The sequence below is a fragment of the Streptococcus sanguinis genome (assembly GCF_020729765.1).
Taxonomy (GTDB): domain Bacteria; phylum Bacillota; class Bacilli; order Lactobacillales; family Streptococcaceae; genus Streptococcus; species Streptococcus sanguinis_Q.
Genome location: NZ_JAJEPD010000095.1, coordinates 15712 through 38971 on the forward strand (window position 1 = coordinate 15712; position 23260 = coordinate 38971).

At 44.6% G+C, this 23260-nt stretch carries 29 protein-coding genes; 3 read left to right on the forward strand and 26 right to left on the reverse strand.

Annotated features, from left to right (window positions below; translation table 11 throughout):
- Nucleotides 1–31: 31 nt before the first annotated feature.
- From K4H96_RS12015 to K4H96_RS12040, 6 genes are all read right to left on the reverse strand, one after another.
- Nucleotides 32–469 (reverse strand): PTS sugar transporter subunit IIA, encoded by a 438-nt coding sequence (locus K4H96_RS12015; protein WP_002919851.1) that lies wholly within the window; start codon nucleotides 467–469, stop codon nucleotides 32–34.
- Nucleotides 470–688: 219 nt separating this feature from the next.
- Nucleotides 689–1972: an ABC transporter substrate-binding protein gene (locus K4H96_RS12020; RefSeq protein ID WP_223337947.1), complete on the reverse strand. Its 1284-nt coding sequence runs from the start codon at nucleotides 1970–1972 to the stop codon at nucleotides 689–691.
- Nucleotides 1969–2652: a response regulator transcription factor gene (locus K4H96_RS12025; RefSeq protein ID WP_002896732.1), complete on the reverse strand. Its 684-nt coding sequence runs from the start codon at nucleotides 2650–2652 to the stop codon at nucleotides 1969–1971. Before K4H96_RS12025 ends, K4H96_RS12020 begins: the two co-directional genes overlap by 4 nt.
- On the reverse strand, nucleotides 2645–3961 hold the full coding sequence (locus K4H96_RS12030; RefSeq protein WP_223337948.1) for a sensor histidine kinase: 1317 nt from the start codon (nucleotides 3959–3961) through the stop codon (nucleotides 2645–2647). The genes K4H96_RS12025 and K4H96_RS12030 overlap by 8 nt, the downstream gene beginning before the upstream one ends.
- Nucleotides 3961–4947 (reverse strand): substrate-binding domain-containing protein, encoded by a 987-nt coding sequence (locus K4H96_RS12035; RefSeq protein ID WP_223337949.1) that lies wholly within the window; start codon nucleotides 4945–4947, stop codon nucleotides 3961–3963. The genes K4H96_RS12030 and K4H96_RS12035 overlap by 1 nt, the downstream gene beginning before the upstream one ends.
- A gap of 280 nt (nucleotides 4948–5227) precedes the next feature.
- Nucleotides 5228–5623 (reverse strand): single-stranded DNA-binding protein, encoded by a 396-nt coding sequence (locus K4H96_RS12040; RefSeq protein WP_223337950.1) that lies wholly within the window; start codon nucleotides 5621–5623, stop codon nucleotides 5228–5230.
- A 128-nt stretch (nucleotides 5624–5751) separates the two neighbouring features.
- Here K4H96_RS12040 and K4H96_RS12045 point away from each other — a divergent pair, with 128 nt between their 5' ends.
- Nucleotides 5752–6339, forward strand: a complete 588-nt coding sequence (locus tag K4H96_RS12045) for a hypothetical protein (protein ID WP_223337951.1) — start codon at nucleotides 5752–5754, stop codon at nucleotides 6337–6339.
- Between the two features lie 89 nt (nucleotides 6340–6428).
- Here K4H96_RS12045 and K4H96_RS12050 read toward each other — a convergent pair whose 3' ends face one another.
- The 5 genes from K4H96_RS12050 to K4H96_RS12070 form a co-directional block, all read right to left on the reverse strand.
- On the reverse strand, nucleotides 6429–6788 hold the full coding sequence (locus K4H96_RS12050; RefSeq protein ID WP_223337952.1) for a rhodanese-like domain-containing protein: 360 nt from the start codon (nucleotides 6786–6788) through the stop codon (nucleotides 6429–6431).
- Nucleotides 6781–7212, reverse strand: a complete 432-nt coding sequence (locus K4H96_RS12055) for a MarR family winged helix-turn-helix transcriptional regulator (RefSeq protein ID WP_223337953.1) — start codon at nucleotides 7210–7212, stop codon at nucleotides 6781–6783. The genes K4H96_RS12050 and K4H96_RS12055 overlap by 8 nt, the downstream gene beginning before the upstream one ends.
- 84 nt (nucleotides 7213–7296) lie before the next feature.
- Nucleotides 7297–7923 carry a YtpR family tRNA-binding protein gene (gene ytpR / locus K4H96_RS12060; protein ID WP_223337954.1) on the reverse strand — a complete coding sequence of 209 codons (627 nt, stop codon included), beginning with the start codon at nucleotides 7921–7923 and terminating at the stop codon, nucleotides 7297–7299.
- Nucleotides 7920–8255 carry a thioredoxin family protein gene (locus tag K4H96_RS12065; protein ID WP_223337955.1) on the reverse strand — a complete coding sequence of 112 codons (336 nt, stop codon included), beginning with the start codon at nucleotides 8253–8255 and terminating at the stop codon, nucleotides 7920–7922. Before K4H96_RS12065 ends, ytpR begins: the two co-directional genes overlap by 4 nt.
- Nucleotides 8252–8539 (reverse strand): DUF4651 domain-containing protein, encoded by a 288-nt coding sequence (locus K4H96_RS12070; protein ID WP_223337956.1) that lies wholly within the window; start codon nucleotides 8537–8539, stop codon nucleotides 8252–8254. Before K4H96_RS12070 ends, K4H96_RS12065 begins: the two co-directional genes overlap by 4 nt.
- 170 nt (nucleotides 8540–8709) lie before the next feature.
- On the opposite strand from K4H96_RS12070, the gene pepA reads away from it, so the two are divergent.
- On the forward strand, nucleotides 8710–9774 hold the full coding sequence (gene pepA / locus K4H96_RS12075) for a glutamyl aminopeptidase (RefSeq protein WP_223337957.1): 1065 nt from the start codon (nucleotides 8710–8712) through the stop codon (nucleotides 9772–9774).
- A 119-nt stretch (nucleotides 9775–9893) separates the two neighbouring features.
- Complete coding sequence (locus K4H96_RS12080) at nucleotides 9894–11378, forward strand: DUF1846 domain-containing protein (protein ID WP_223337958.1); 1485 nt, start codon at nucleotides 9894–9896, stop codon at nucleotides 11376–11378.
- 54 nt (nucleotides 11379–11432) lie between these two features.
- Here K4H96_RS12080 and K4H96_RS12085 read toward each other — a convergent pair whose 3' ends face one another.
- The 15 genes from K4H96_RS12085 to K4H96_RS12155 all read right to left on the reverse strand — a co-directional run bounded on the left by K4H96_RS12085 (nucleotide 11433) and on the right by K4H96_RS12155 (nucleotide 23246).
- A complete protein-coding gene (locus K4H96_RS12085; protein ID WP_223337959.1) occupies nucleotides 11433–11867 on the reverse strand; it encodes a hypothetical protein in 435 nt (144 codons plus the stop codon).
- Between the two features lie 9 nt (nucleotides 11868–11876).
- Entirely contained in the window at nucleotides 11877–12041 is a 165-nt protein-coding gene (locus K4H96_RS12090) for a hypothetical protein (protein WP_223337960.1), read from the reverse strand.
- Nucleotides 12038–12241, reverse strand: a complete 204-nt coding sequence (locus K4H96_RS12095) for a helix-turn-helix transcriptional regulator (RefSeq protein ID WP_002927075.1) — start codon at nucleotides 12239–12241, stop codon at nucleotides 12038–12040. Before K4H96_RS12095 ends, K4H96_RS12090 begins: the two co-directional genes overlap by 4 nt.
- Before the next feature lie 149 nt (nucleotides 12242–12390).
- Nucleotides 12391–13428, reverse strand: coding sequence for a sensor histidine kinase (locus K4H96_RS12100; RefSeq protein ID WP_223337961.1), 1038 nt, complete (start codon nucleotides 13426–13428; stop codon nucleotides 12391–12393).
- Entirely contained in the window at nucleotides 13395–14093 is a 699-nt protein-coding gene (locus tag K4H96_RS12105; RefSeq protein WP_223337962.1) for a response regulator transcription factor, read from the reverse strand. Before K4H96_RS12105 ends, K4H96_RS12100 begins: the two co-directional genes overlap by 34 nt.
- A 12-nt stretch (nucleotides 14094–14105) precedes the next feature.
- On the reverse strand, nucleotides 14106–14828 hold the full coding sequence (locus tag K4H96_RS12110; protein ID WP_223337963.1) for a lantibiotic ABC transporter permease: 723 nt from the start codon (nucleotides 14826–14828) through the stop codon (nucleotides 14106–14108).
- Complete coding sequence (locus K4H96_RS12115) at nucleotides 14828–15616, reverse strand: lantibiotic ABC transporter permease (protein WP_223337964.1); 789 nt, start codon at nucleotides 15614–15616, stop codon at nucleotides 14828–14830. Before K4H96_RS12115 ends, K4H96_RS12110 begins: the two co-directional genes overlap by 1 nt.
- Nucleotide 15617: 1 nt before the next feature.
- Nucleotides 15618–16325: an ABC transporter ATP-binding protein gene (locus tag K4H96_RS12120; protein ID WP_223337965.1), complete on the reverse strand. Its 708-nt coding sequence runs from the start codon at nucleotides 16323–16325 to the stop codon at nucleotides 15618–15620.
- A gap of 94 nt (nucleotides 16326–16419) precedes the next feature.
- On the reverse strand, nucleotides 16420–17232 hold the full coding sequence (gene folK / locus K4H96_RS12125; RefSeq protein WP_125353225.1) for a 2-amino-4-hydroxy-6-hydroxymethyldihydropteridine diphosphokinase: 813 nt from the start codon (nucleotides 17230–17232) through the stop codon (nucleotides 16420–16422).
- 87 nt (nucleotides 17233–17319) lie between these two features.
- Entirely contained in the window at nucleotides 17320–17874 is a 555-nt protein-coding gene (gene folE / locus K4H96_RS12130) for a GTP cyclohydrolase I FolE (RefSeq protein WP_002896758.1), read from the reverse strand.
- On the reverse strand, nucleotides 17855–19249 hold the full coding sequence (locus K4H96_RS12135) for a bifunctional folylpolyglutamate synthase/dihydrofolate synthase (protein ID WP_002907440.1): 1395 nt from the start codon (nucleotides 19247–19249) through the stop codon (nucleotides 17855–17857). The genes folE and K4H96_RS12135 overlap by 20 nt, the downstream gene beginning before the upstream one ends.
- A gap of 1 nt (nucleotide 19250) precedes the next feature.
- Nucleotides 19251–20210 carry a dihydropteroate synthase gene (gene folP, locus K4H96_RS12140; RefSeq protein WP_223337966.1) on the reverse strand — a complete coding sequence of 320 codons (960 nt, stop codon included), beginning with the start codon at nucleotides 20208–20210 and terminating at the stop codon, nucleotides 19251–19253.
- A gap of 193 nt (nucleotides 20211–20403) precedes the next feature.
- Entirely contained in the window at nucleotides 20404–21042 is a 639-nt protein-coding gene (locus tag K4H96_RS12145; RefSeq protein ID WP_223337967.1) for a CAAX protease family protein, read from the reverse strand.
- Nucleotides 21043–21159: 117 nt separating this feature from the next.
- The gene (locus K4H96_RS12150; protein WP_002907443.1) at nucleotides 21160–21909 is read right to left on the reverse strand and encodes a CPBP family intramembrane glutamic endopeptidase; all 750 of its coding nucleotides are present in this window, start codon (nucleotides 21907–21909) and stop codon (nucleotides 21160–21162) included.
- Nucleotides 21910–22052: 143 nt separating this feature from the next.
- The gene (locus K4H96_RS12155; RefSeq protein ID WP_223337968.1) at nucleotides 22053–23246 is read right to left on the reverse strand and encodes an acetate kinase; all 1194 of its coding nucleotides are present in this window, start codon (nucleotides 23244–23246) and stop codon (nucleotides 22053–22055) included.
- Nucleotides 23247–23260: the final 14 nt, after the last annotated feature.

Here is a 23260-nt window from a genome sequence, read left to right on the forward strand (position 1 = left end):
CTTTTATCTTTTATAATGTATAGCGGAAGCACTAAATGTCGTCTTCATCTTCGTCAGCTGCATCGCTTACGACTTCAAATTCCTGCAAAGCAGCTGTGGCCTCGGAAAGGATGGCCTGAGCCAGCTCTTTTCCGTCCAAGATGTCTTTCATAACCAAGCCAGTAAGTCCCATGGTCAGGTTCAAACCTCCCAAGATAACTGCTGAGTCGAGCTTACCCATGTCAGCTAAGACGCTAGCTGCTGTCGTCAGAGGACTGCCTCCTACAATATCAGCCAGAACTAAGACACTGTCATCAGCGCTTAAGCCAGACAAGGCCTGAGTAAAATCAACTGCAAAATCATCAACTGACTTACCTTCCTGAAGACCGACCGCAATCACCTGATCCGTCTTGTCTCCGGCAAACATCTTCAAGGAACTCTGCACGCCTGCAGCCAGTCCCCCATGGCTGACCAGTACAAGGTATTTCATCTTTCCTGCCTCCTTTATCCTTCGATTTCTTAGCTAAGTCAGGCTTTAGATGACGAAGAATTTATTGATGATTTTATTGTACAGAATATGGAACCGGTTTCATATTGTCAAATGTCATTTTGCCCAGATGACATTTGTTAGGAAAAATATGACAATTGTCATATTGGTCTAGTCAGCTGTACTTTTTCTGGCTTAATTAGCAATAAAAAAGAAAGCAGATTATTTTCCGCTTTCTATTTCTCTTTGAATGCTCGGCAAGGCACTGTCAATCTCTTGATTCTGCATAGCATTTTGAATCAGATAGTCCATCCGGTCCATCGTATGACGATCTACTTCTAGACTGATGTCAATGATGGAGCGATTCATCATGTGGTCTAGCCTCTCAGAAGTCAAGGAATCCAAGCCAAAATCATCAGCCTGTAAGATTTCTCTAGCCTGTTGACTTTTCACCACAGATGGTAAGACTGAGGTCCCCTGCGATTTTTCAAACAAGGTCTGCTGGCTTTCTTTATCCTGTGATAGCAAGAGCATAAATTCCCAAGCCAGCTTCTCTTGCTTACTATTGGAAGACATGGCAAAGAGCGAGGTCTTAACCTGTGTTCCCATCACCTGGCTATTGGCAGTCGGCATCGGGATACAGGTCCAAGAAAAGCTAGAATACTTGGCAACATGGTAAGGGTAGGGCTTGTAGGTCCGATACTGGGCCAGACTCATAGGATAGAAAGCCACGCGCCCCTCATCAAAGTCATTAGAAGTCACCTTATAATGCTGGCTGAGCATGTCTAGCTTGCTCATAAAGGCCAAGGCTTGGTGCATCTCTGAGCTGTCTACATTGATACCGGATTTATCGGTAAGATGGCCGCCATAAGCTACCAAAGCCTGCTGCCAAGTGTAATCTGTAATACCGTACTGATCCACCACACCATCGCCATTGGTATCCTTGGTTACTTTCTTGCAAATCTCATAGAAATCCTCTAAAGTCCAACCTGACTCTGGAATGCTAATTCCTTCTTTTTCGAGCAAGTCTTTATTGACACACATCATGATAGGATTGCTCTCAACTGGAAGAGCATAGCTGACTCCCTGATATTGCCCGGCTTCATAAGCCACCGGATAAAAATCATTTCGTTCATCATCCGTTAGGAGGGTATCCAAGGATTTAAGCGCGCCAGTCGAAGCCAACATGCTAAAGTCGTTTTCCGGTACCATAAAGAGATCCGGCTGCTCGCCTTTCAAGACTTGCTCTGCTAGCCAGTCAGCGTAATCATCCTTGGGAATACCGCTTTCATAGACGACCTTGACATGAGGATGTGTCTTTTCAAATTTTTTAATCAGACTGTCCAAGACCTTGTTTTCGCGGCTATTAGGCACATCCCAGCTAGATCCAGCATAGACCCCGATACGCAGGACTTTTTCCTGAGCTGAAGCCCAAAAGACAAAAGCCAAAGCAACAGATATAATCAGGACAACCAGTAGGGCCAAATGTCTCAGTCTCCACTTCATTTGTCGCTTTCCTTACTAAAATCTCTCTGGGTGACTCCAGTCTGCACAGCCCAGATAGCCAGCTGGGTTCGGTCGCGCAAGTTGAGCTTGGCTAAGATACCTGACAGGTAATTTCGGACTGTCCCTTCTGATAGAAAGAGCTTGGCAGCAATTTCTTTATTCGAAATCCCAAAGCCAATCTGCTGGATAATCTTCCACTCCGTCCGGCTCATGTCCTCTATATTTTCCTCCGTCACCGTGATAGCAAAGTTGGACTGGGCCATCTGTGAAAAGATTTTGAAGACCTTGGTGGCAATATTGGGATTAATCATGGCTCCGCCTCGATAGACAGTCTGAATGGCTTCGTGAAGTTCTTCTGTCGAAACCCCTTTGAGAATATAACCAGACGCACCGTATTTGAGAGCGGAGAAGATAAATTCATCGTCATCAAAGGTCGTCAGAATGATAATCTTAACATCCGGATACTGCTCCTTGACAGCCTTGGTACAGAGAACACCGTCCATGACTGGCATGCGAATATCCATCAAAATCACATCCGGGCGTACCCGATGAAGCTTTTCCAGCACTTCCTTGCCGTCTCCGACAGTCCCGACTACCTCAATATCTGCGTGGGCTGACAGGATGATTTGCAGAGACTCGCGAATCAAGGCCTGATCGTCTGCTATTAAAACCTTAATCATGTCTTCCTCCTATTTTTGGGATTTCGATATGCGTGTAGAAACCGTCCCGATTTTCAAAGCGGACGCTTCCGCCAATAATCATTAGGCGCTCCTGCATCTGCTTGAGGCCATAGCCATAGTGGAGTTCATCAAAGCCAATACCATCATCCTGAATGGTCATTACATAAGCTTCTTCTTCCTCTAGTAACTCAATCCAGATAGTCTTGGCATGCCCATGGCGGACAGAGTTGGTAATAGACTCCTGAATCACCCGAAACACAATGTCTTCCTTTGCAATATCCAGGTCAATATTATCCCATTCGTAGCGGAGATGAATCTCCAAATTGGAGATGGCTTCATACTCACGGATAATCTTAATCAGAGCTTCCTTCAAAGTGTTATTTTCCAGAGCTCCCGGTCGCATCTTATTGAGCGAGCCGCGGACATCACGGATACCATCTCGAACGACGACTGAAACATTATTGAGCTGCTCCTTAGCCCGATTGGTATCAATATCAACCAAGACCTTGACCGCATCAATACCCGCCGAAATTCCCGTCAGGGCATGGCCCAATGTATCGTGAATCTCTCTGGCAATCCGCTTTCGCTCTCGATCTTCTGCTATTTTCTCAGACAAGGCCAGATAAGAGTTCAACTCGCGATTGGCCTGAGAAGTCATGCGCAGCTCTTCCTCAATCCGATGACGCTCTGTAATAGCCGACAAGATATAGAAGAGCAAGGAAATCATAAAGACAACGATATTGAGGGAGTAGAGAAAGTTCTTACCAAAAAGCAGTAACAGCCGAACGGACTCTGGGTAAAACCGAATATAGGTATCCAGCGAAGGCAGCTTGATAAAGAGCGACATGAGGTCATAGTTGGACAAGAGCAGCATGCCAAAGCTCAAAATAATGAAAGAAAACCAGTACTTCTTGTCCTTAGAAGAATTGAACTCCTTAGAGCCATAGAAAATATCCGCAAACACCAGGAGAATCAAGCCATTGTAGGACGAGTGCAGAACGGAAAAAATGACTAGCATGAGCAGGATTTCAATAATAGTCGCTTTGTCATAGACGGACAGCTGATTGGGGTGGCGCTCCCGGTAGTACATGACCAAAAGCAGACAGGCATAGAGGCTAATTGATACCCAGAAAATCAAGCTGGGAGAGCCCGGAATAGCATCCAAACGCTCCAAAAGCGAATGACTGAAGCCCTTAGCTGCTACATAGTTGGTCGCAAAGAGATAGATGGACGCATTATAGACAATGGCAACCAGATTGATGACCATCAAGGCTATTTTGCTGTAAAATATACTTTTTTGAGGTCTCATTATTGCCACCCTGTAACTGTGTATTGACTGATATTATCTCTGTTGACTAAGTGAACAGGAATCAGATATTGGCTGTCGTAGGATTTGCCCTCCTGCATCAGCTCAATTACTTGCGCCACTTTGCGTCCCATCTGAATAGGAGATTGGGCCACGGTTCCCTCTATGTCGCTAGTTGTAGCCAGAAAGTTTTTGATATCTGGTGAACCATCCACGCCATAGATTGAGATTTTCTTATCAAGACCTTGATTTTTAATAGCAGCCAAGGCCCCGATGGCTGCTCGGTCATTAAGCGCCATAACTACATTAAAGTCCAAACCTTCATCCAGAGCCCTTTTGACCTGTGGCATGGTTTCCTCAGTCTGGCCTAGTGTTTCTTTCTGGGAAATAATCTTGTAGCTAGGCTGTTTTTCAATCGTATCAATAAATCCCTGAATCCGGTCCATGGCCGAGACGGCATTGCGGTGCTCTAGAAGGAGAATATTGGCAGAAGGAAGACGCTTCATCATGTCCTGGGCAATCAGGACGCCTGCTTGGTAGTTATCAGACACAATGGTCGTATCCACTTTTACATCCTGACTGATAGGCGCATCCACTACGATAATTTTAATCCCAGCTTTCTTGGCTTTTTGAAGAGAGGAAATGATACTTGGACTATTGCTTTTCACCGGATTGATGACAATGACATCAACCTTTTCTCGGACAAAAAAGTCAATCTGCTGACTCTGCTTGCCCTCATCCAGCTCAGGATCCCGAACGTAGAGCTTGCTGCCCTGCTGGTTGGTTTTCTTCTCCAGCTCCGCATTTAAGGTCTTGTAAAAGTCATTGTTCATGGTCATGTAGGTCACCCCAATCTTGACCTGCTTCTCATCTGGCAGAACACCCTTGAAATAAACAAAAAGCAAACCCAAGATAAGCAGAATGAAAAGCGGCCAGAGAGCCTTCTTCTGATAATGCTGTATCCGTTTTTTGACCTTAGCTGATACCATTTTCCACCCCCTATGCCGCAAGCACCTTTATGAAACATATAGTATTATTATATTACAAAGCCGCCAAAAAGCAAAATCTTTCCAGAAATGGCCATAATAAAAGAGGCGAGACAGAATCTAAAAAATCCATGATTTTTGATTCTTGGTCCCACCTTGATGATCATAATTAAACTTTTAAAAGTTTGATAGAAAGAGACTTTCACTCACACAGATTTTGCGTCCTGCAAAACTGAATGATGATTTTTTAGAGCAAGGTCATTTCTCAGTCTTTGCTCCTTGCTTAAAAGGGAAGTTCCTCTTCTTCCAACACTAAATCTGCTAAATCAGCTCCGCTATTATTTTCACGCAGAGCGCGCTGGGCCCGACTTTCCAGGAGCTGGAAGCTATGACAGAGCACTTCTGTCACATAATGAGTTGCCCCCTCCTTCTCATAGCGACGAGTCCGTAGCTCACCATCCAGAGAAATCAAGCTGCCCTTACTTGCATAGCTGGCTAAAGTCTCAGCTAGACGACCCCAGACAACGACATTTACAAAATCCGCCTCACGCTCACCACTCTGAGATTTATAACGGCGATTAACCGCGACCGTTGCACGAGCCACAGATTTTTCATTCGGAGTCTTGTGCAGTTCAGGTGTAGCCGTCAGCCGGCCGATTACAATTACTTTATTATACATTTTATATCCTCCTAACTTATCATTCGTAATAGGAGGCAAAAAGTGAAAAAAATGTGGTATAGTATAGATAAAAAGGAAAGTTGCAGCTTCTGTCCCTTTCTGACTAGACTTGTATAATGGAGGCTCCCATGACCATTAAACATTCCCCTGTGAAAAATCTTCTTTTTATACTGATTTCTCTTTGGTTCGGAGGCTTTTCTGCCTGGACTGCCGTAGACTATCTGACCAGCTCCAACCCCTACAAAGATACTAGTTTCTTTGTCCTTAGTCTGCTGGTTGCTGCTTTCTTCTTACTGCTCCTTATCTTTGCTATTCGCAGACTAACCATTCATGCGACTATCCTCTCCTTTGACCACGAATATGTAACCTACCATTATAGCGGACTCTTATCAGCTGCCACCTACTGCATTCCTATGCAGCAGATTAGTCATGCTCGCTACAACCGAGACAGTGAAGAATCCGAGATTAGTCTTTGGATGGAGGACGGCTTCCATGACTTTGCAGCCTTTAATCATCCCCGCCATAAGATTTATGCCTATCCTGACAGCCAACTCATCGGCATCGTTTTCAAAAGAAAGCGCCTCAAAATATTGGAAGACCAAGGCCTAAATAGTCTCATCTACCAATACAAATACAGCAGTCCAAGTCAGAGTCCCACAGCCACTCCTCAATCATCAACCGACTCGCAAAGCAATAGCGACAGCGTCTTCTTTTGAGACAATGTGAGGAAAATTTTTAAAATACTTACAATCATTACAGCAGTGAAGCAAATGAGAAATTAAGCTCATTTGCTTCACTGCTATTGTTAATTATGCAAATCTTCTGTAGATAAACCTAAAGTTTTCCAAGCAGCTATACCACCAGATAATTCTCTTACTTTGAAATGATTTTCCAACAAGATAATGGAAGCTTTTTTAGCCATATTGCACCAAACATCCCAACAATAAACAACAATTTCCTTATCCTTAGGCAACTCCTCTAAACAGGAAGCTAAGTTATTCAGAGGAATTTCTATCGCTCCTTGAATTTTTTCTTTCTTCAAATGCGGAGGGGCATTTCGCACATCAATTAACATGAACTCTGTTCCTGATTTAGCTTGTGTCAAATAGTCCATCGGACTAATAGTCAACTCTGTTTGCAGTTTTAAAAACTCTAATTTATCCATTGTTCTTCTCCTTTATAAATTGAGCAATATCTAAGATAACCTTCTCTTGAATACCTGATAAGTCATTCAGCACTTCTTTCTCGACTCCTAGCATTTTTAACCACATTGTTTCTACAAGTTCTCTACCGCTATCTGTTAGCAACACGATGTTTTGCCGGCGATCCTGTGGATTCCGCTTCCGAAAAATTAGTCCTTTCATCTCCAAGCAATCAATTAATTGTCCAATAGTTGTTCTATCAATTTTAAGCAAATCGCCAACATTTATTTGCGTTAGATCTTCCTTGTTAGATATGGCCAACAGTATCCCATAATCTCTTGAATTTATTTGATATTCTTTCAACAATTCTGAGAAACGCCAATCCATTTCCTGAGCCATTTTGCTTAATTGAAAACCCAACGATTTATTTACATCTATATTAATCACCCTTTCTGATAATCAGTTTAACTGATTATATAACAAAAATATTTTTTTGTCAAAAAAAGAACCTGCAATTTTGCAGATTCTTATTTATCCCTGCCAATGCTTGGCTGGGTCAAAGGCAGTTCCAACTAGTTCGCTATCGGCTAATTCGATGATGCCGCGTTTTTGAGGCGCATTAGGCAGCTGAAGTTCCCGCGGGCTGCACATCATGCCAAAACTCTTTTCGCCTCGAAGTTCTCCTGGGAAAATCAAATTCCCTTTAGGCATCATGGCACCTGGCAGAGCCACAATCGTTTTGAGGCCGACTTTGGCATTAGGAGCACCGGCCACGATTTGAACAGTCTTATCAGCAGCTACCTGCACTTGGCAGATATTCAGGTGGTCACTATCTGGATGAGCTACCATATCAACGATTTCTCCAACCACAAACTTCGGTTGGCTGTCATTAACCAAGTCCGCTGGGAATCCTTCCTTGCTCAGCTCCTGATTGAGAATAGCCACTTGCTCATCTGTCAAAAAGACCTGGCCGCGCTCTGCTATTTCAAAAAGGTCAGACTGCTCAAAAATATTCCAAGCTACTGTCTGACCATTATCTTGGCGGTAAACACGCGCTACTCGTCCCTTGCGCTCAGCTGCCAGTTTGGCTCCTTGATTGTCCGCAGCAATAACCATCAGCACATCGCCGACATATTCTTTATTATAGGTAAAAATCATTTTATTCTTCCTTTTTCTCTTATACTAGCTAAAAATTCATTGATTTGACCCTTGGTCTTGCGTTCACGATTGACCAGACGGCCAATCTCCTGTCCCTTTTCCAGCACTACTAAGCTGGGAATCCCGTAAACGTCCCACTCTTTGGCCAGATCCAGATAGGCATCACGATCCACTTGGATAAAGCGATAGTCAAGATTTTCGGCTTCTATCTCTGGCAGAAAAGGTTTGATAAATCGGCAATCACCGCACCAGTCAGCCGTGAAAAAGAAGATAGTCTTCTCCCCATCATTGACATAAGAAGCCAATTCCTCTATATTTACAGGAACAATCATACTTCTTCCTCGTAGCTTAGCTGACCATTTTCATAGACAAAGGTGAAATGACGGTCGTCCTCTAAGACCAGACCGCCAACCAAGCGGTCATCTGTGGACTCATAGAGCTTGACATAGAGACAGGAAATACTACCCTGACTGGAAAAGAAATCTCGCACAAGCTCGATGATTTCCTCCCGATTACGCAGTCTTTTCTGTTCCTGTACGAGTTTGGCTGCCCCAAAAGCCAGCGCTCCAGCCCCCAAAAGGGCGGTTGTGGTTAAAATGATTTTTTTAGCTTTCATGTAGAATATTTTAACACAAAAGAGCAGAGGCGACAAACAATATTCCAGATTTTCCTGGGAGAAGCTGGATTCTTGGGCGGGCAGTCCTCTTGATTCAGGCAAGCTATAAGATTTCCCTACTCATTTACCGCAAAAAGTGATAAAATAGGGGGCAGAAAGAAGGTAAGTTTATGACAACATTATTTTCAAAAATCAAAGAAGTAACAGAGCTTTCTGCTATTTCGGGTCACGAGGCACCTGTTCGCAGCTACCTGCGGGAAAAAATCACTCCCCATGTCGATGAGGTCGTCACTGATGGTCTGGGCGGTATCTTTGGGGTACGCCATGCAGAATCTGAAAATGCTCCCCGTGTGTTGGTAGCGGCCCACATGGACGAGGTTGGCTTTATGGTCAGCGAGATCAAGCCGGACGGAACCTTCCGCGTAGTGGAAATCGGCGGCTGGAACCCTCTGGTCGTTAGCAGCCAACGCTTCAAACTCTTTACTCGTGAAGGTCGGGAAATCCCTCTCATCTCAGGCTCTGTCCCTCCTCATCTGACGCGCGGATCTGGCGGACCAGTTATGCCACAGATTGCAGATATTGTCTTTGACGGTGGCTTTGCAGATAAGGCGGAAGCTGAAAGCTACGGTATCCGTCCAGGAGACACGATCGTGCCAGACAGCTCTGCTATTCTCACAGCTAACGGCAAGAATATCATCTCTAAAGCCTGGGACAACCGCTACGGCGTCCTTATGGTCAGCGAATTAGCTCAATCCTTGTCCGGTCAATCACTAGGCAGCCAACTCTATGTCGGCGCCAATGTTCAAGAAGAGGTTGGTCTGCGTGGCGCCCATGCTTCAACGACAAAATTTGCCCCTGAGGTCTTCCTAGCTGTGGACTGCTCCCCAGCAGGAGATATCTATGGCGGCCAAGGAGCTATTGGTGACGGAACACTGATTCGCTTCTTTGATCCTGGTCATCTCATGCTGCCAGCTATGAAGGACTTCCTCTTGACAACTGCTGAGGAAGCCGGCATCAAGTATCAATACTACTGCGGCAAGGGCGGAACGGATGCTGGTGCTGCTCATCTCCAAAGCGGCGGCGTACCATCTACTACCATTGGCGTCTGCGCCCGCTACATTCATTCTCACCAAACTCTCTATGCCATGGACGATTTCTTGCAAGCCCAAGCTTTCCTGCAAGCTTTGGTCAAAAAGCTGGATCGCTCAACAGTGGACACGATTAGCAACTATTAATTTCAAAAGGCAGCCCGTTCTTCATTCGGGCTGCTATCTCTTTTGTCTAATACTTTCCCTTTCAACTTTCCAATTTGAAGAAAATTTTGTTATAATGCTTAGCAGAGGTGAAAATATACATGAAAAAAATTGCTTTTGATTCTGAGAAATACTTAAACCTGCAGCGCGACCATATCTTGGAGCGCATTAATCAATTTGAGGGCAAACTTTACATGGAATTCGGCGGTAAAATGCTGGAAGACTTCCATGCTGCCCGTGTCCTGCCAGGCTATGAGCCGGACAATAAAATCAGACTTCTGAAAGAACTCAAAGACCAAGTAGAGATTGTCATTGCCATTAATGCCAATAATATTGAGCACTCTAAGGCGCGTGGCGATTTGGGCATTTCCTATGACCAGGAAGTGCTGCGGCTAATCGATACCTTTAATGAGCTGGATATTTACGTAGGCTCCGTGGTCATCACTCAGTATTCTGGCCAGCCAGCAGCTGACCTCTTCCGCAGTCAGCTGGAAAAGAATGGCATCGCCTCCTACATCCACTACCCGATCAAGGGCTATCCGACCGACATGGACCATATCATTTCGCCTGAAGGTATGGGGAAAAACGACTACATCAAAACCAGCCGTAATCTAGTCGTTGTTACCGCACCTGGTCCTGGTTCTGGTAAATTGGCTACTTGCCTATCCAATATGTATCACGACCAAATCAATGGCATCAAATCAGGCTACGCCAAGTTTGAAACCTTCCCAGTTTGGAATCTGCCCCTGCACCATCCGGTCAATCTAGCCTATGAGGCAGCGACGGCAGACCTGGACGATGTCAACATGATAGATCCTTTCCATCTGCAAACCTACGGAAAAACCACAGTCAACTACAATCGTGATATTGAAATTTTCCCAGTCCTCAAGCGTATGCTAGAGCGCATCCTTGGAAAATCACCTTATGCATCCCCAACGGATATGGGCGTCAACATGGTCGGCTTTGCCATTGTGGACAATGAGGCTGCCATTGAAGCATCTCAACAGGAAATCATCCGCCGCTACTACCAGACTATTCTGGACTTCAAGGCTGAGCGCGTCTCTGAATCAGCTATCAAGAAAATCGAACTCTTGATGAACGACTTAGGCATCACACCGCTGGATCGTAAAGTAACAGTTGCTGCGCGTGCCAAGGCTGAAAGCACTGGTGAGCCAGCTCTGGCCTTGGAATTGCCAAACGGTGAAATCGTAACCGGTAAGACTTCTGAACTCTTTGGTCCTACGGCTGCTGTATTGATTAATGCCATTAAGAAATTAGCCAATATTGCCAAAGAGACCAAACTGATTGAGCCTGAGTATGTCAAGCCAATCCAAGGCCTGAAAATCAATCATCTGGGCAGCCGAAATCCGCGCCTCCACTCAAACGAAATCTTGATGGCTCTGGCAATCACAGCCATGGAAAATCAAGATGCGGCAAATGCCATGCAGCAACTCGGCAATCTCAAGGGCAGCGAGGCTCACTCCACTGTCACTCTGACAGATGAAGACAAAAACGTCCTGCGTAAGTTGGGCATCCACGTTACCATGGACCCTGTTTACCAGTATGATCGACTCTATAGAAAATAAAAACAAGCTCTGTTAAAAGCTTGTTGAGGAAGCTGGCTCTGCCAGCTTTTTTTCTTAATAACGCTTAGATAGGAGAAAACGCAAGAGATAGTAAAGTCCCAAAACCAGGATAATGGTCAAGGTCAGAAATTGATTGAGACTTAAGATGATTGGGAAAATCATGGACAGGCCACTCAAGCAGGCTGCCAGCAGCAAAAGGATATTAAAAAGCAAAGTACGAGTCTTTTCGTCAATCATGCGATTACGCTCATCAGTCACCTGAATGTAGAACTTCTCAAAATTTTCCTCCCGTCTTAAGGCCAGATTATACCGAATGGTCATCAAAGAAAGCCCCAGCAGGATGCCGACCATGACTCCTTCCTGCTGATCATCCAGAGAATGAAAATGGCTCCAGGCCAGTCCTAGCAAGATGATAAAAGTTAAGATTCGCCCCACGATAACTTTCCTTTGAAGTTTTTTTCGAAATTCTTGTTTAGTTAATGTTTCCATGTCAGCCTCCTATTTTTCATACGCTTGAAAAATTTTCAACATCACCACAATTAAGATAACTCCCACAAAAGGCAGGATTTCCTTAGGGATAAAATTGGCTTGAAAATGGAGATAAGATAAGCCAACCACCACCAAAATAGCCAATATCCATTTACACAAATAAGTCCATTTCATGATTCATCCTCCTCAAAGAGAAACACTTCTTCAATCCTTAAATTGAAAAAGGATGCAATTCTATGAGCCAAAAGCAGCGAGGCATTGTAGCGGCCTTTTTCCAAAGAAATAATCGTTTGTCTCGTAACTTCTAGCTTCTCAGCCAGCTCCTCCTGGCTGAGCTTTTTTCTTTTTCGCAATTCTTGAATTCGATTTTCCAAGGCTGCCTCCTTTCTACAATGTAAAACAAACTTTACTTTTCAAATATAGTATAGCTTCCTTTACATATTTTGTCAAGAAGAAAGCGGCAGAAAAAGGACTGAAAATTTAAACATTGCAGTCCTTTCATCATCTTTATTGATTTCCTTTGTTATTTGATTTCCAAAGCTACAGTCAATTCTACACAAGCTCCTCCTTGGTCTGGATTGAGCAGGGTCAGACGACCACCATGCAAGAGAGCTACCTGCTTAGAAAAGGCTAAGCCGATACCATGATGGGGATTAGCTGAATTGCGGCTTTGGTCACTCTGATAAAAGAGCTGTTCCGCTCCCAGCAGCATCTCCTCTGAAAATGCAGGGCCATTGTTCCAGATAGAAAAAACCAACTGGTCCTGCTGCACTGATACCGTTAGCTTGACTTCCCTTTGATTCTGGTCTGCATGTTCAAGCGCATTCAGTAAAATATTGAGCAAAGCTCGCTTGAGATAGTCCAAATGAATTGACAAAATCAGACTAAGATCACAATCTTCTTGGAGATAAAAACGATAGCTTTCCTGTTTGCTGAACAGTGCCCAATCGTCCTGGAGATAAGCCAAAAAGTCCCCTAAGGAAAGCTGACTGAACTGATTAGAATCAATCTGAAAGGTCTTAGCGTAATCAATCAAAGAGCCACAATACTCTTCCATCTTGTGACTAGCCTGCAAAATCTCAGTAGCATAGTCTGCCTGTGGCTGGCCCAACTGCGCCAACTCCAAAAGCTCAGCATTCCCCTTAATCACAGTTAGGGGCGTCTTCAAATCGTGCGATGTCGCTGATAGCTGTAAAATCAACTCCTGATTATGCTGCTGCTCTCTTTCTAGAAGACGAGCATTTTCTTGATGGCTGCTCCGTAAATCGCTATAGACTTCTAGCATTTCCTCGATCCGAAAAAGCTGGCTTTGATTTTCTTCTAAAAGCTTCTCGCTCTTTAGCATTTTTATTTCCCTGTCGATTTTTCGGAGCAATTTCAAAATATGATAAAAAGTAATCAGCAGCAAGCTCCCTGCCCAAAAGAACAAGGTGAAAAGAACGTGATTACTTCCTTGCGTAAATTCATAGCCTATAAGCACAAAAATCAAAACATGGAAAAAGACGATTTTTAAACTGGTTGTCCAGACTAGGCTTTTGAAATTTCGGGTTCTAATTGCCATCTATAGCCTACTCCTCTCACTGTTGCGATTGCTTGCAGCCCTTCTTGTTTGCATTTTTGGCGAATCTGATACACGTATTCTGAGATGGAGCGAAGCTGTGTTTCTGAGCTTTCTGGGTAAAGCAAGGTATGCAGGCGTTCAGCTGAAAAGGTCTGCTTGGGATTGCTAGCTAGTAAATGCAGCAACTTAAACTCTCGCTCTGAAAATTTCAAGACTTTACCAAAACAGGCAACTTCATAGCGCTCAGGATAAAATTGACAAGAAGCAATCTCAGAATAGCGCTCCTCACGTCTTTCCTCCCGCCGAAGATGAGCCCTGACACGTGCCAGCAATTCTTTGGTCCCAAAAGGCTTGACAATATAGTCATCTGCTCCGCGAAAGAGCCCTTCTACTTTGTCCGCCTCCAACTCCTTAGCCGTCAAAAAGATGATTGGACACGAAAAATGAGGACGAATGTAGGAACACAGCTCAAAACCATCAACAGGCTTCATCATCACATCCAGCAGAATCAAGTCATATCCGACAAAATGCGTCAGCTCTAGGTCTTCTATCCGATCAAGCGTCGTCACATCATAAGCATCGAGCTCTAGGACGTTTTTCACCAACTTCAAAATGCTCCGGTCGTCATCAACCACCAAAATACGATACTGTCTCATGATTTCCATTATAGCATACCTCTAGCGAACATCTCGTTTCAAGGTTAAGAATATAGCAGAGCTCCAAATCAAAGCTAACCATATCATCTGTACTCCCAGACCTAATAGATCTATTGAATGCTGAAGCCCTTCATACTCAAAAAGATTTAGCGTAGCCAGATCGGGCAAGTATTTTGCTTCTTTGATGAACGTTGCCAATAAACGGCTGAGACCAATCAAGAGAGGAAAGAGCACCGACACCGGCACAACCCAAGATTGAAATAGCAAAGCGAGGCCGGCAGTTAAAAAAGCCAGAAAAAGATTGCTGAGAAGACCAAAAAAGCTGTAATAAAGGAATTTCCCCAGCAAGGACCAGCTAAAGTCTAAGTCAAATCGAGCCAGCATAACAAAGAAACAGCTACTTATAATGACACTATAAAGAACCAAGAGCAGCAAGGCCAGAAAAAGGAATTTCCCAGCCAACCAAGCCTTTCTATTTGATACAGTTAGAAAATTCGTTCGCATCCCAGACTTGACAAACTCTTGGGCAAAATAGAGGGAAGTAAAGATGACGATGACAGGCTGCGCCAGATAGAGGGCATGCAAAGCCTCGCTCAGAGCCTTCGTCTGGCCAACTGCTGTCTGACTGTAGTCAAGATTCATTAGAAAAAATGGAACAACTACCAGAGCCGCCAAGGCGGCACCAAGAGCGAGATAGTAAGAACGGAACTTAATCCATTCACTTCTAAGCAGAGCTTTTATCATCAGTATCGCCCTCCTAAGTCCGTCTTCAAAAAGCGCAGAGAAGTCATACCGCCGATGACTAGTAACCATGCACCAAGTATCAACAGTCCTTGCAAGGGATTGTTGGTATATTGGGAAGTTGGCGTTGCCGCAAACAATTCTCCTGCTGGCTGTGGCAGATAAGCTCCCCAACTCGTGTGAGCAGCTAGGTAGTTTCCCAGATTATAGATCTGGGGTACGAGAAAAAGCAGAGGAACTAGCATGGTCCGAGCCAATAAACCTAACAAAAATGAAAGGATTCCCAATAAGGTTAGAGATAAGATTTTCCACAAAATCAAACTCCAAGCTGCTTGATTGAGCAGAATTGGATTAAGCCCTTCCTTTCCTAAAGCCAGGTGCATGACCATATAACTAAAGTAGATTGATAAAAAGCTACTGGCAAGAGAAAAGCAAGCAAAGGTCATGAGTTTCCCCACAAGCAACTTCAGGCGGTTATTACAGGTCAAGAGACTAGTTCTCAAGCTATGAGACTGAAATTCCATAGCTCCCAAAATTCCAGCTAAGATGACCAAAACCATGCCTGCCATAGAAGCCCCATTGAGGCCTAGATATTCCAGCGGGTCAATGGCTTCTGCCAGGCCGGGAACCGTCTCAGGCGTGGCATCCAAGCCGACAGATAAATACTGTCGACCCTCCAGCCAGGATACGGCAGGCACCAATAGCAGCATGAAGGCCATACTCACTTTGAAAGCCTTGGTTGAGCAAATTTTCAACCATTCTGAATGCAATAAGGACATCGTTTCTTTCATCTTAAACCTCCTCTGTCAAATCAAAGAAGAGATCTTCTAGACTGTCTGAATCTTGCAGCACCTCTTCTAATCGTCCCTGCTCAATAATTCGCCCATGATGAATCAAGACTACATCATCTGTCACCATTTGCACCTCTGATAGGATATGAGAAGATAGAAGTACCGTTTTCCCTAAATCAGCCTGCTGACGGATGAACTTTCTAAACCACTTAATCCCACTTGGATCCAGGCCATTAGTCGGCTCATCTAATATAAGAAACTGAGGATCACCCAGCAAAGCTGCGGCCAAACCTAACCGCTGACCTTCCCCCAGAGACAGGCTTGACAAGAGGTCCTTCCTCTTATGAGCGATTCCAGTCATCTCCAAAACCTCATCGATCCGAGACTTGGGAATAGCATTACTCGCCGCAATAATTCTCAGGTGGTCATAAACCTTTCGATTTGGCAGACCGCCAATGCCGTCAAAGGCTGCACCTACCGTTCTGAGCGGATAGGACATTGACTGATAGGTTTGCCCATCAAAAGTCGCCGTCCCTGCTGTCGCCCGATCTAACCCCAACAAAATCCTCAAGGTTGAACTTTTCCCTGCACCATTTGGACCCAGAAAGGCTGTAATCCGACCGCTTCTAGCTGTAAAAGAAATATCTTCTAAAATCTGCTTGCTGCCATGCTTTTTGCAGACTCCTTCTATTTTCACCATATGTTCCATATTGAACTCCTTTTGATTTTTCTTTAGTATACAAGGACAAGTTCAGAGAAAGTTCAGACAATAAAAAAACTTGCCTTACGACAAGCTTCTTTTCTCATTTTTCAACCGCATCCCAGAGCTGGCGGGTGCTTTTTTTCTGCACGGGATCGACAAAGTGTGGGGCGATTTCCACCAGAGATTGCAAGACAAAAGCTCGCTCAGCCACATAAGGATGAGGAACAATCAAATCTGGACTATATATCTCCTCCTGCCCTATGTAAAGGATATCCAGATCAATCACACGAGGTCCCCATTTGATCTCCCGCACGCGCCCTAGATCCGCTTCGATAGCCAAGAGCGTCTGCATTAACTCCTCAGGATTGAGCCAAGTTTCAACTTCAACAACTTGATTGAGAAACGGATCCTGCTCAACCCCACCCCAAGGCTCCGTCTCGATACGACTTGATGCCTGCAAAACTCTTATATTTTGCTCTGCTATTTTTTCCAAAGCTGCATCCAGATTGGCAGCTGGGCTGCCTTGATTGCTGCCCAGAGCAATAAAGGCTTTCCGCTTTTGACGCACTAACTTAACTGAGCAGGTCTCTAAAGGCAGCGGAACTGGTGCCCAAGGCTTCTTGACCTCCAAGCTGACCTTTTGCACCAAAGGATGAGTCAGAAAAATCCGATCAATAAGCTTATAAGCCAGCGTCTCAATCAAGTCTTCCTTGCTTTCCTGACACCAGTGGGTCAAATCCTGAGCCAATTCTCCATAGTGGATAGAAGCTGTCAGGTCGCCTGTTTTAGCAGCCCGAGTCATATCATAGTCCAAAATCAGATCCAGCACAAAACGCTGGCCCAATTCCTTTTCCGCTCCAAACAGACCGTGATAAGCATACACTTCCAAATCCTTAATGCGCAGCTGATCCATTCTCTTATCCTTTCTGATTCAAGTTTCTGCATTTTATCCTTGATAAAACTATCTAGCCTTTCCCGACACGCTCTACTACTGATAAGATCAATGCCCCATCAGTTTGTAAGCTTCATTTTTTAGATCCTTGTCCGTCGCTAAAACGCCACGCGCTGCTGTAGTAACCGTTGCAGTGCCAGGCTTTCTGACTCCGCGCATATTCATACACATATGCTCAGCTTCCACCCAGACCAGGGCCCCTTGAGCACCCAGATAGTCCATCAAGGCCTCAGCAATCTCTACGGTCAATCGCTCTTGAATCTGCGGTTTCTTGGCATAGACCTCTACTGTTCGGGCCAGCTTGGACAGGCCTGCTACCCGACCATTAGGCACATAGGCGATATGAACTTTTCCGTAAAATGGCAGGAAGTGATGCTCACACATGGAATGAAAGAAAATATCCTTCTCCACTACCATATTATTGTCAATGATTTCAAAAGACTTGGCCAGATGCTCCTCAGCAGTCTCGCCCAGCCCAGCAAAGATTTCTTGGTACATTTTAGCAATGCGCTGTGGCGTCTCCTGCAAACCTTCGCGGCTTCCGTCTTCTCCAACCGCCTCAATAATCTGGGCAACAGCTGCTTCAATTTTCTTCGTGTCCATATATGCTCCTATGTTCATTTTTATTTTTTGATAATTGACTTGACTGAGAAGGACGCTCAGCAAAGTCTAACTTGCGGTTCTCAAGGATTGATTTTCTAACCTGAGCTAGAAAATAAAGAGAACCCGTAATCAGCAAAAGCTCATCTGACTCATGCTCTACTGCTAAATAATCTGCTACATAATCCGGCCATTCTTTGTAAGACAGGCTTTGCTGCTCAGCCAAGGCTCGCATGCTCTCTTTAGAAAAACTCCGCGGATCAGCAAAGGCTGTCAAGCTTATAGCTGCTTTGGGAATCTTTTGCAGCAGCTCCACCATATCATCCAAGGCCTTGGTTTGGATACAAGCAAATAAAATGTGCTTCTTATAAGTCGGATAATGCTGGTCCATTGTCGCTGCTAACGACCGCAGGGCATGGGGATTATGGGCTCCATCTAGAAGAATAAGCGGCTGAACCGATATCCTTTCCAAACGACCAGGCCATACAGCAGCAAGCAAGGCCCTCTCAACCTCTGCTTTTGTCAATAAGGGCAGCGACTGTAGCTGACAGTATAGGTCACACAAGTGCAGAGCTAGTCCAGCATTATCTGCCTGATGCAGTCCCATCAGAGCTGTTTGATACGAGTCTTTGGCCCGATAGGCATTCGAAAAGGAAAAGCACTCCCCCTTCTCTGACTCTTGATGTTCCACTTGATAGTCTTGAGACCAAGAAAAGAGCGGAGCATCTTTTTCAGCAGCCTTCTGCTCGACTACTGCCTGAGCCTCTGGCTCCAACCTACCGGTCACAATGGGAACTCCATGCTTGATAATGCCAGCTTTCTGCTGGGCAATAGCCTCTAGACTGTCACCTAGCAAGGCCACATGATCCAGACCGACTGTTGTGATTGCAGTCAGCAAGGGCTGGCAGATATTGGTACTGTCCAAAAGCCCACCCATGCCGACCTCGATAATAGCCACATCAACCTGCTGCTGGGCAAAATAATCATAAGCTAAAGCAGTCACAATCTCAAACTCAGTCACCCCCTGCAAGCTAGAGTCTGTCGCATGCTGGGCCAAAAGCTCTTGGTAAAGAGAAAGCAATCGCTGAAGATCTTGGTCGGAAATCGCATTGCCATTAATGGCAATCTGCTCATTGTAGCTGACTAGGTAGGGAGAGGTGAAAGTGCCAACACGCAGGGCTCGCACCTCCAAAAGTTGGCGCAGATGGGCAATGGTCGAGCCCTTGCCATTAGTCCCTGCAATATGAATGACTGGCAGCCGCAAATGCGGTTTCCCCCGCAACTCTAGCAAACGCTCCATCCGCTCCAAGCCAAAATTGGGACTGGCTGTCCGATAAGCATCCAGCCAACTTAAATCAGGTAATTCTTGTTTTTTCATCTTACTTATACTGACCTAGATTAAGATCTTCTGTCTGCTGCGCTAGACGAATCGCATCGCCAACAGCAGCAGCCATCCGGTGCTTAGCCACCTCGTGCACTCTGACAACTTCAACACCTCTGCTAGCCGCAAGGCTAGTCAGATGGGCTGAAGCTGTATCACGGTTTTCAAAGCCTTCCCGAGTCTCAGGATTGACCTCAAAGCCGTTTTCTTCTAAGATACGAACGAGAAACCGCTTACGAGAAACTCCAAGAAAAATAGGAAAACCAGCCTGATGGAGACTATCCAGCTCCTGCAAAATAAGAAGATTCTCCCGCTTTGTCAAACCGAAACCAATCCCTGGATCCAGCATGATATTATCACGCGAAAGGCCAGCGTTTTCGGCCACCTTCAAAGATTTCTCAAAACACTTCCACATTAGTTCTGCAATCGGCAGCTCTGCAAAAAGAGACAATTCTTCCTTACTAAAAGCAGGGGCAAAGCCAAATTCTGGGAAAATTTTTGAGCTGGCATGTTGAGGACGAGCCATCACTGGATTAAACATGACAATGACTGGCGCGGTATATTTCGCAGCCGTCTCCGCCATCTTTTCATCACCCAAGAGACCAGTAATATCGTTGATGATATCTGCACCCCCAGCCAAAGCCGCTGCAGCCACTTCCGACTTCCAAGTATCCACAGAAATCAGAATATCACTTTCCCGACGAATAGCTTCAATGACTGGCACCACCCGCTCTATCTCTTCCTCTTCTTGAATAGCCACAAAATGACTGCCTGGCCGAGTAGACTCACCACCAATATCCAGCATGTGAGCTCCCTCAGCAATCAGCTTTCTAGCCTGAGCCAATGCCGTCTCAACCGTATTGTAGCGCCCACCATCTGAAAAAGAATCCGGCGTCGCATTGATAATGCCACAGAGGCCCGTTCGACCATCTGGAGCAATTGCTTTTAGATTCACCATTTGACTTTCATCTCATTTCTATTGACTGCCCTGCTCTTCAACAAAAAGGCACACTCATCTAGTGTACCGCAAAGCTCTCAGCAGATGCAGCATCCAGTCCTATGAACTGCACTCGACTTCACAAGAAGACCTTGTCTAGTCCCTTGTTTCATTTACCATTTTACCATAATTCTTCTATTTGACAAAATACTTTCTAAAAGCAAAAGGGTAAAAGGCTGAGAATAATCATATTTCGGAGAATATGGGCCAGCATAGACAGCTCCAAACGCTGAAAATAAGGCCTGAGGAGATGGGCAAAAGCTACCCCCAAAACCAGATAAGACAGAAAACACAGAGTTTCCTGAGGATTTTTCGCAAGGGAAAAGCAGAGCAAACCTAGTGCAATCCCCCAGCTCTTCCGATAGCGAAGAGAGGAGTCACTGTCAATAAATTTCGGTGCTGCAGGGGATAAAACGGCGATGTCAATCCCCAGAAGCAAAAGAGAAGATGACAGAAAACTCTCCGTCAGCATCTGCTCCACCGCCTGTCCTGACTGCGCCTCCTTGCCACACAGCAGAAGAACCCCTGCAGCATTGACCAAAATCATCAAAAAATACAAGAAAAGCAAGTGTCGATAATTGCTTGACTGACGCAAGGAACCTTTAATTTCCTGCAGTTCTCTGGAAAAATAAAAGACGCAACAAAAAAGCAATCCCAGTAAGCCCACCATAAAAAGCAGATTAGCATGACTAAAGACCAAGCGATGAGGCATTGGATGGATCATGAGCAGCAGTCCCGTCTGAGTCAACATAGCCAGTAGTAACAATTGAATGATTTTCTCTAGTTTCAGCATATTCTCTCCATTCTTCTCTTATCATTATAGAAGAAGTAAGAGCAAGCTGGTAGAAATCCCCTCAAATGTCCTAATTTGTGCCTCAAATGACAAAAAAAGCAGATATTCTCTGCTTTCTTACTTGTTCACCAAACCTGTCAGTATCATAATGAGTACTGCAACTCCATTTCTCAGCATGTGTGCCAAAATAGACATCTCCAAACGCTTAAATATATAAGCAACCGCAGCTAAAACAGCACCCATACCTGCATATATAACAAAACTGCCGATATTGGTCGGACCATGAAAAAGACCGAAAAGAATGACTCCTACAACCAATCCCCAAACATAATGCTTGGTAAAAATTTTCTGAGGAATCAAGCCGCGAAAGACTACTTCCTCCAAGATAGGAGCCTGAATCACAGCTCCTACCACTAATAAAATCTTGGGTACATGCTGAAATAAAGCGTTCAAGGCATCCTGATTGGCAGTGGATATGGCCTGACCTTCCAGCAGCATGATAATTGCTCCCAGCATGTTGACGCCAATCATGACAACATTAGAAACAGCTAACCAGCCAAACGAAGACCATTTAAAAAAGCTCAAGTCAAGGCTCAGCAGTTCTTCTTGCTTAGCCATTCTCAGAACAAAAAAGACAATCAAAAGATATACAACCAGCACAAAGATAGTCTGTCCAGCTGAAAAACTCTTCTCAGAAGATGTCATTTGCCGGATAAATATAAATGGTATCTGGCTGAGAAATAAGACAAACAAAGTCAGTAGAATGTACTCTAATTTTTTTAGAATTGCTTTCATGTCTTCCTCCTTTTCCTTCCTAGTATAGCTCAATTTTCTCTTTTTGTATAGACAATTCTTAACTGCAAGCATTTTGTATATCACTTATTGAAAACTAGTGCTGATAGTGACTATGAGATAGAATCGCTCAATGTTTTCAAGGCCAGCAACCAAGAAAATCCGTTCTTAAAACATACAAAAAGCCCAGTCAAACTGAGCTTTTGAATTTTCTTAATTTATTGATTTTTGAAACGTTCGACGTCACGCGCAATGACCAATTCTTCATCAGTCGGGATAACCAAGACTTTGACCTTGGCATCAGGACTGGAAATCACGCCTTCTGCACCACGCACATTCTTTTCTGGATCTACGTTACAGCCAAACCAAGAAATACCATTAATAACCAGTTCACGAATGGTCACAGAATTTTCACCGATTCCTGCAGTAAAGATGATAGCATCAGCTCCATTTAAGACAGCAAGATACTGACCAATGTATTTCTGAATCCGGTCTACAAAAATGTCGTTAGCTAATTGAGCCTTGGCATCACCTGCCCGCATCGCTTCATGGATATCGCGCATATCACTTGACTTCTCAGAAACTCCAAGCAAGCCAGATTCACGATTCAAGACGCGACTAATATCTTCTGGAGTATTAAAGTCATCTGTGTATTGCATCAGGTAAGGAATGATGGCTGGGTCAATATCCCCTGTACGTGTCCCCATCATGACGCCGCCAAGTGGTGTGAATCCCATAGAGGTATCTACAGAAACGCCCTTGTCAACTGCTGTGATGGAAGCTCCGTTACCGATATGGCAAGTGATAAGCTTGAGTTCTTCAATTGGACGTTCTAAAATTTTAGCAGCTTCCTTGGCTACATACTCATGGCTGGTCCCGTGAGCTCCGTACTTGCGAACCTTATTTTCAGTGTAATATTTAGTCGGAATCGGATAGCGATATGCTTTTTCCGGCATAGTTGTATGGAAAGAGGTGTCAAAGACTACCACGCTGGTGATATCTGGCAGAATTTCTCTAAACGCACGGATGCCTGCAGCATTGGCCGGATTATGCAATGGAGCTAGAAGAGACAACTCCTCTACCTTTTGAATCACTTCTTCATCAACGAGGGCTGAATCCTTAAAGTATTCACCGCCAGCCACAACACGATGACCCACACCGGTAATCTCATCATAAGATTCAATGATATTAAAGCGTTTCAAATCATCCAGCAAAATTTTTACGGCCTGCGTGTGATCTTCAATATCAAGAACCTGCTTCTCTGACCGACCGTCAAACTTCACTGTTGAAATAGAATCCTTGAGACCAATCCGTTCCAGCAAGCCCTTAGCCAATACTTTTTCTTCCGGCATCAAGTAGAGTTGCCATTTTAAGCTTGAGCTTCCTGCATTAATAGAAATTGTTTTCGACATTTCTTCACCTCTTT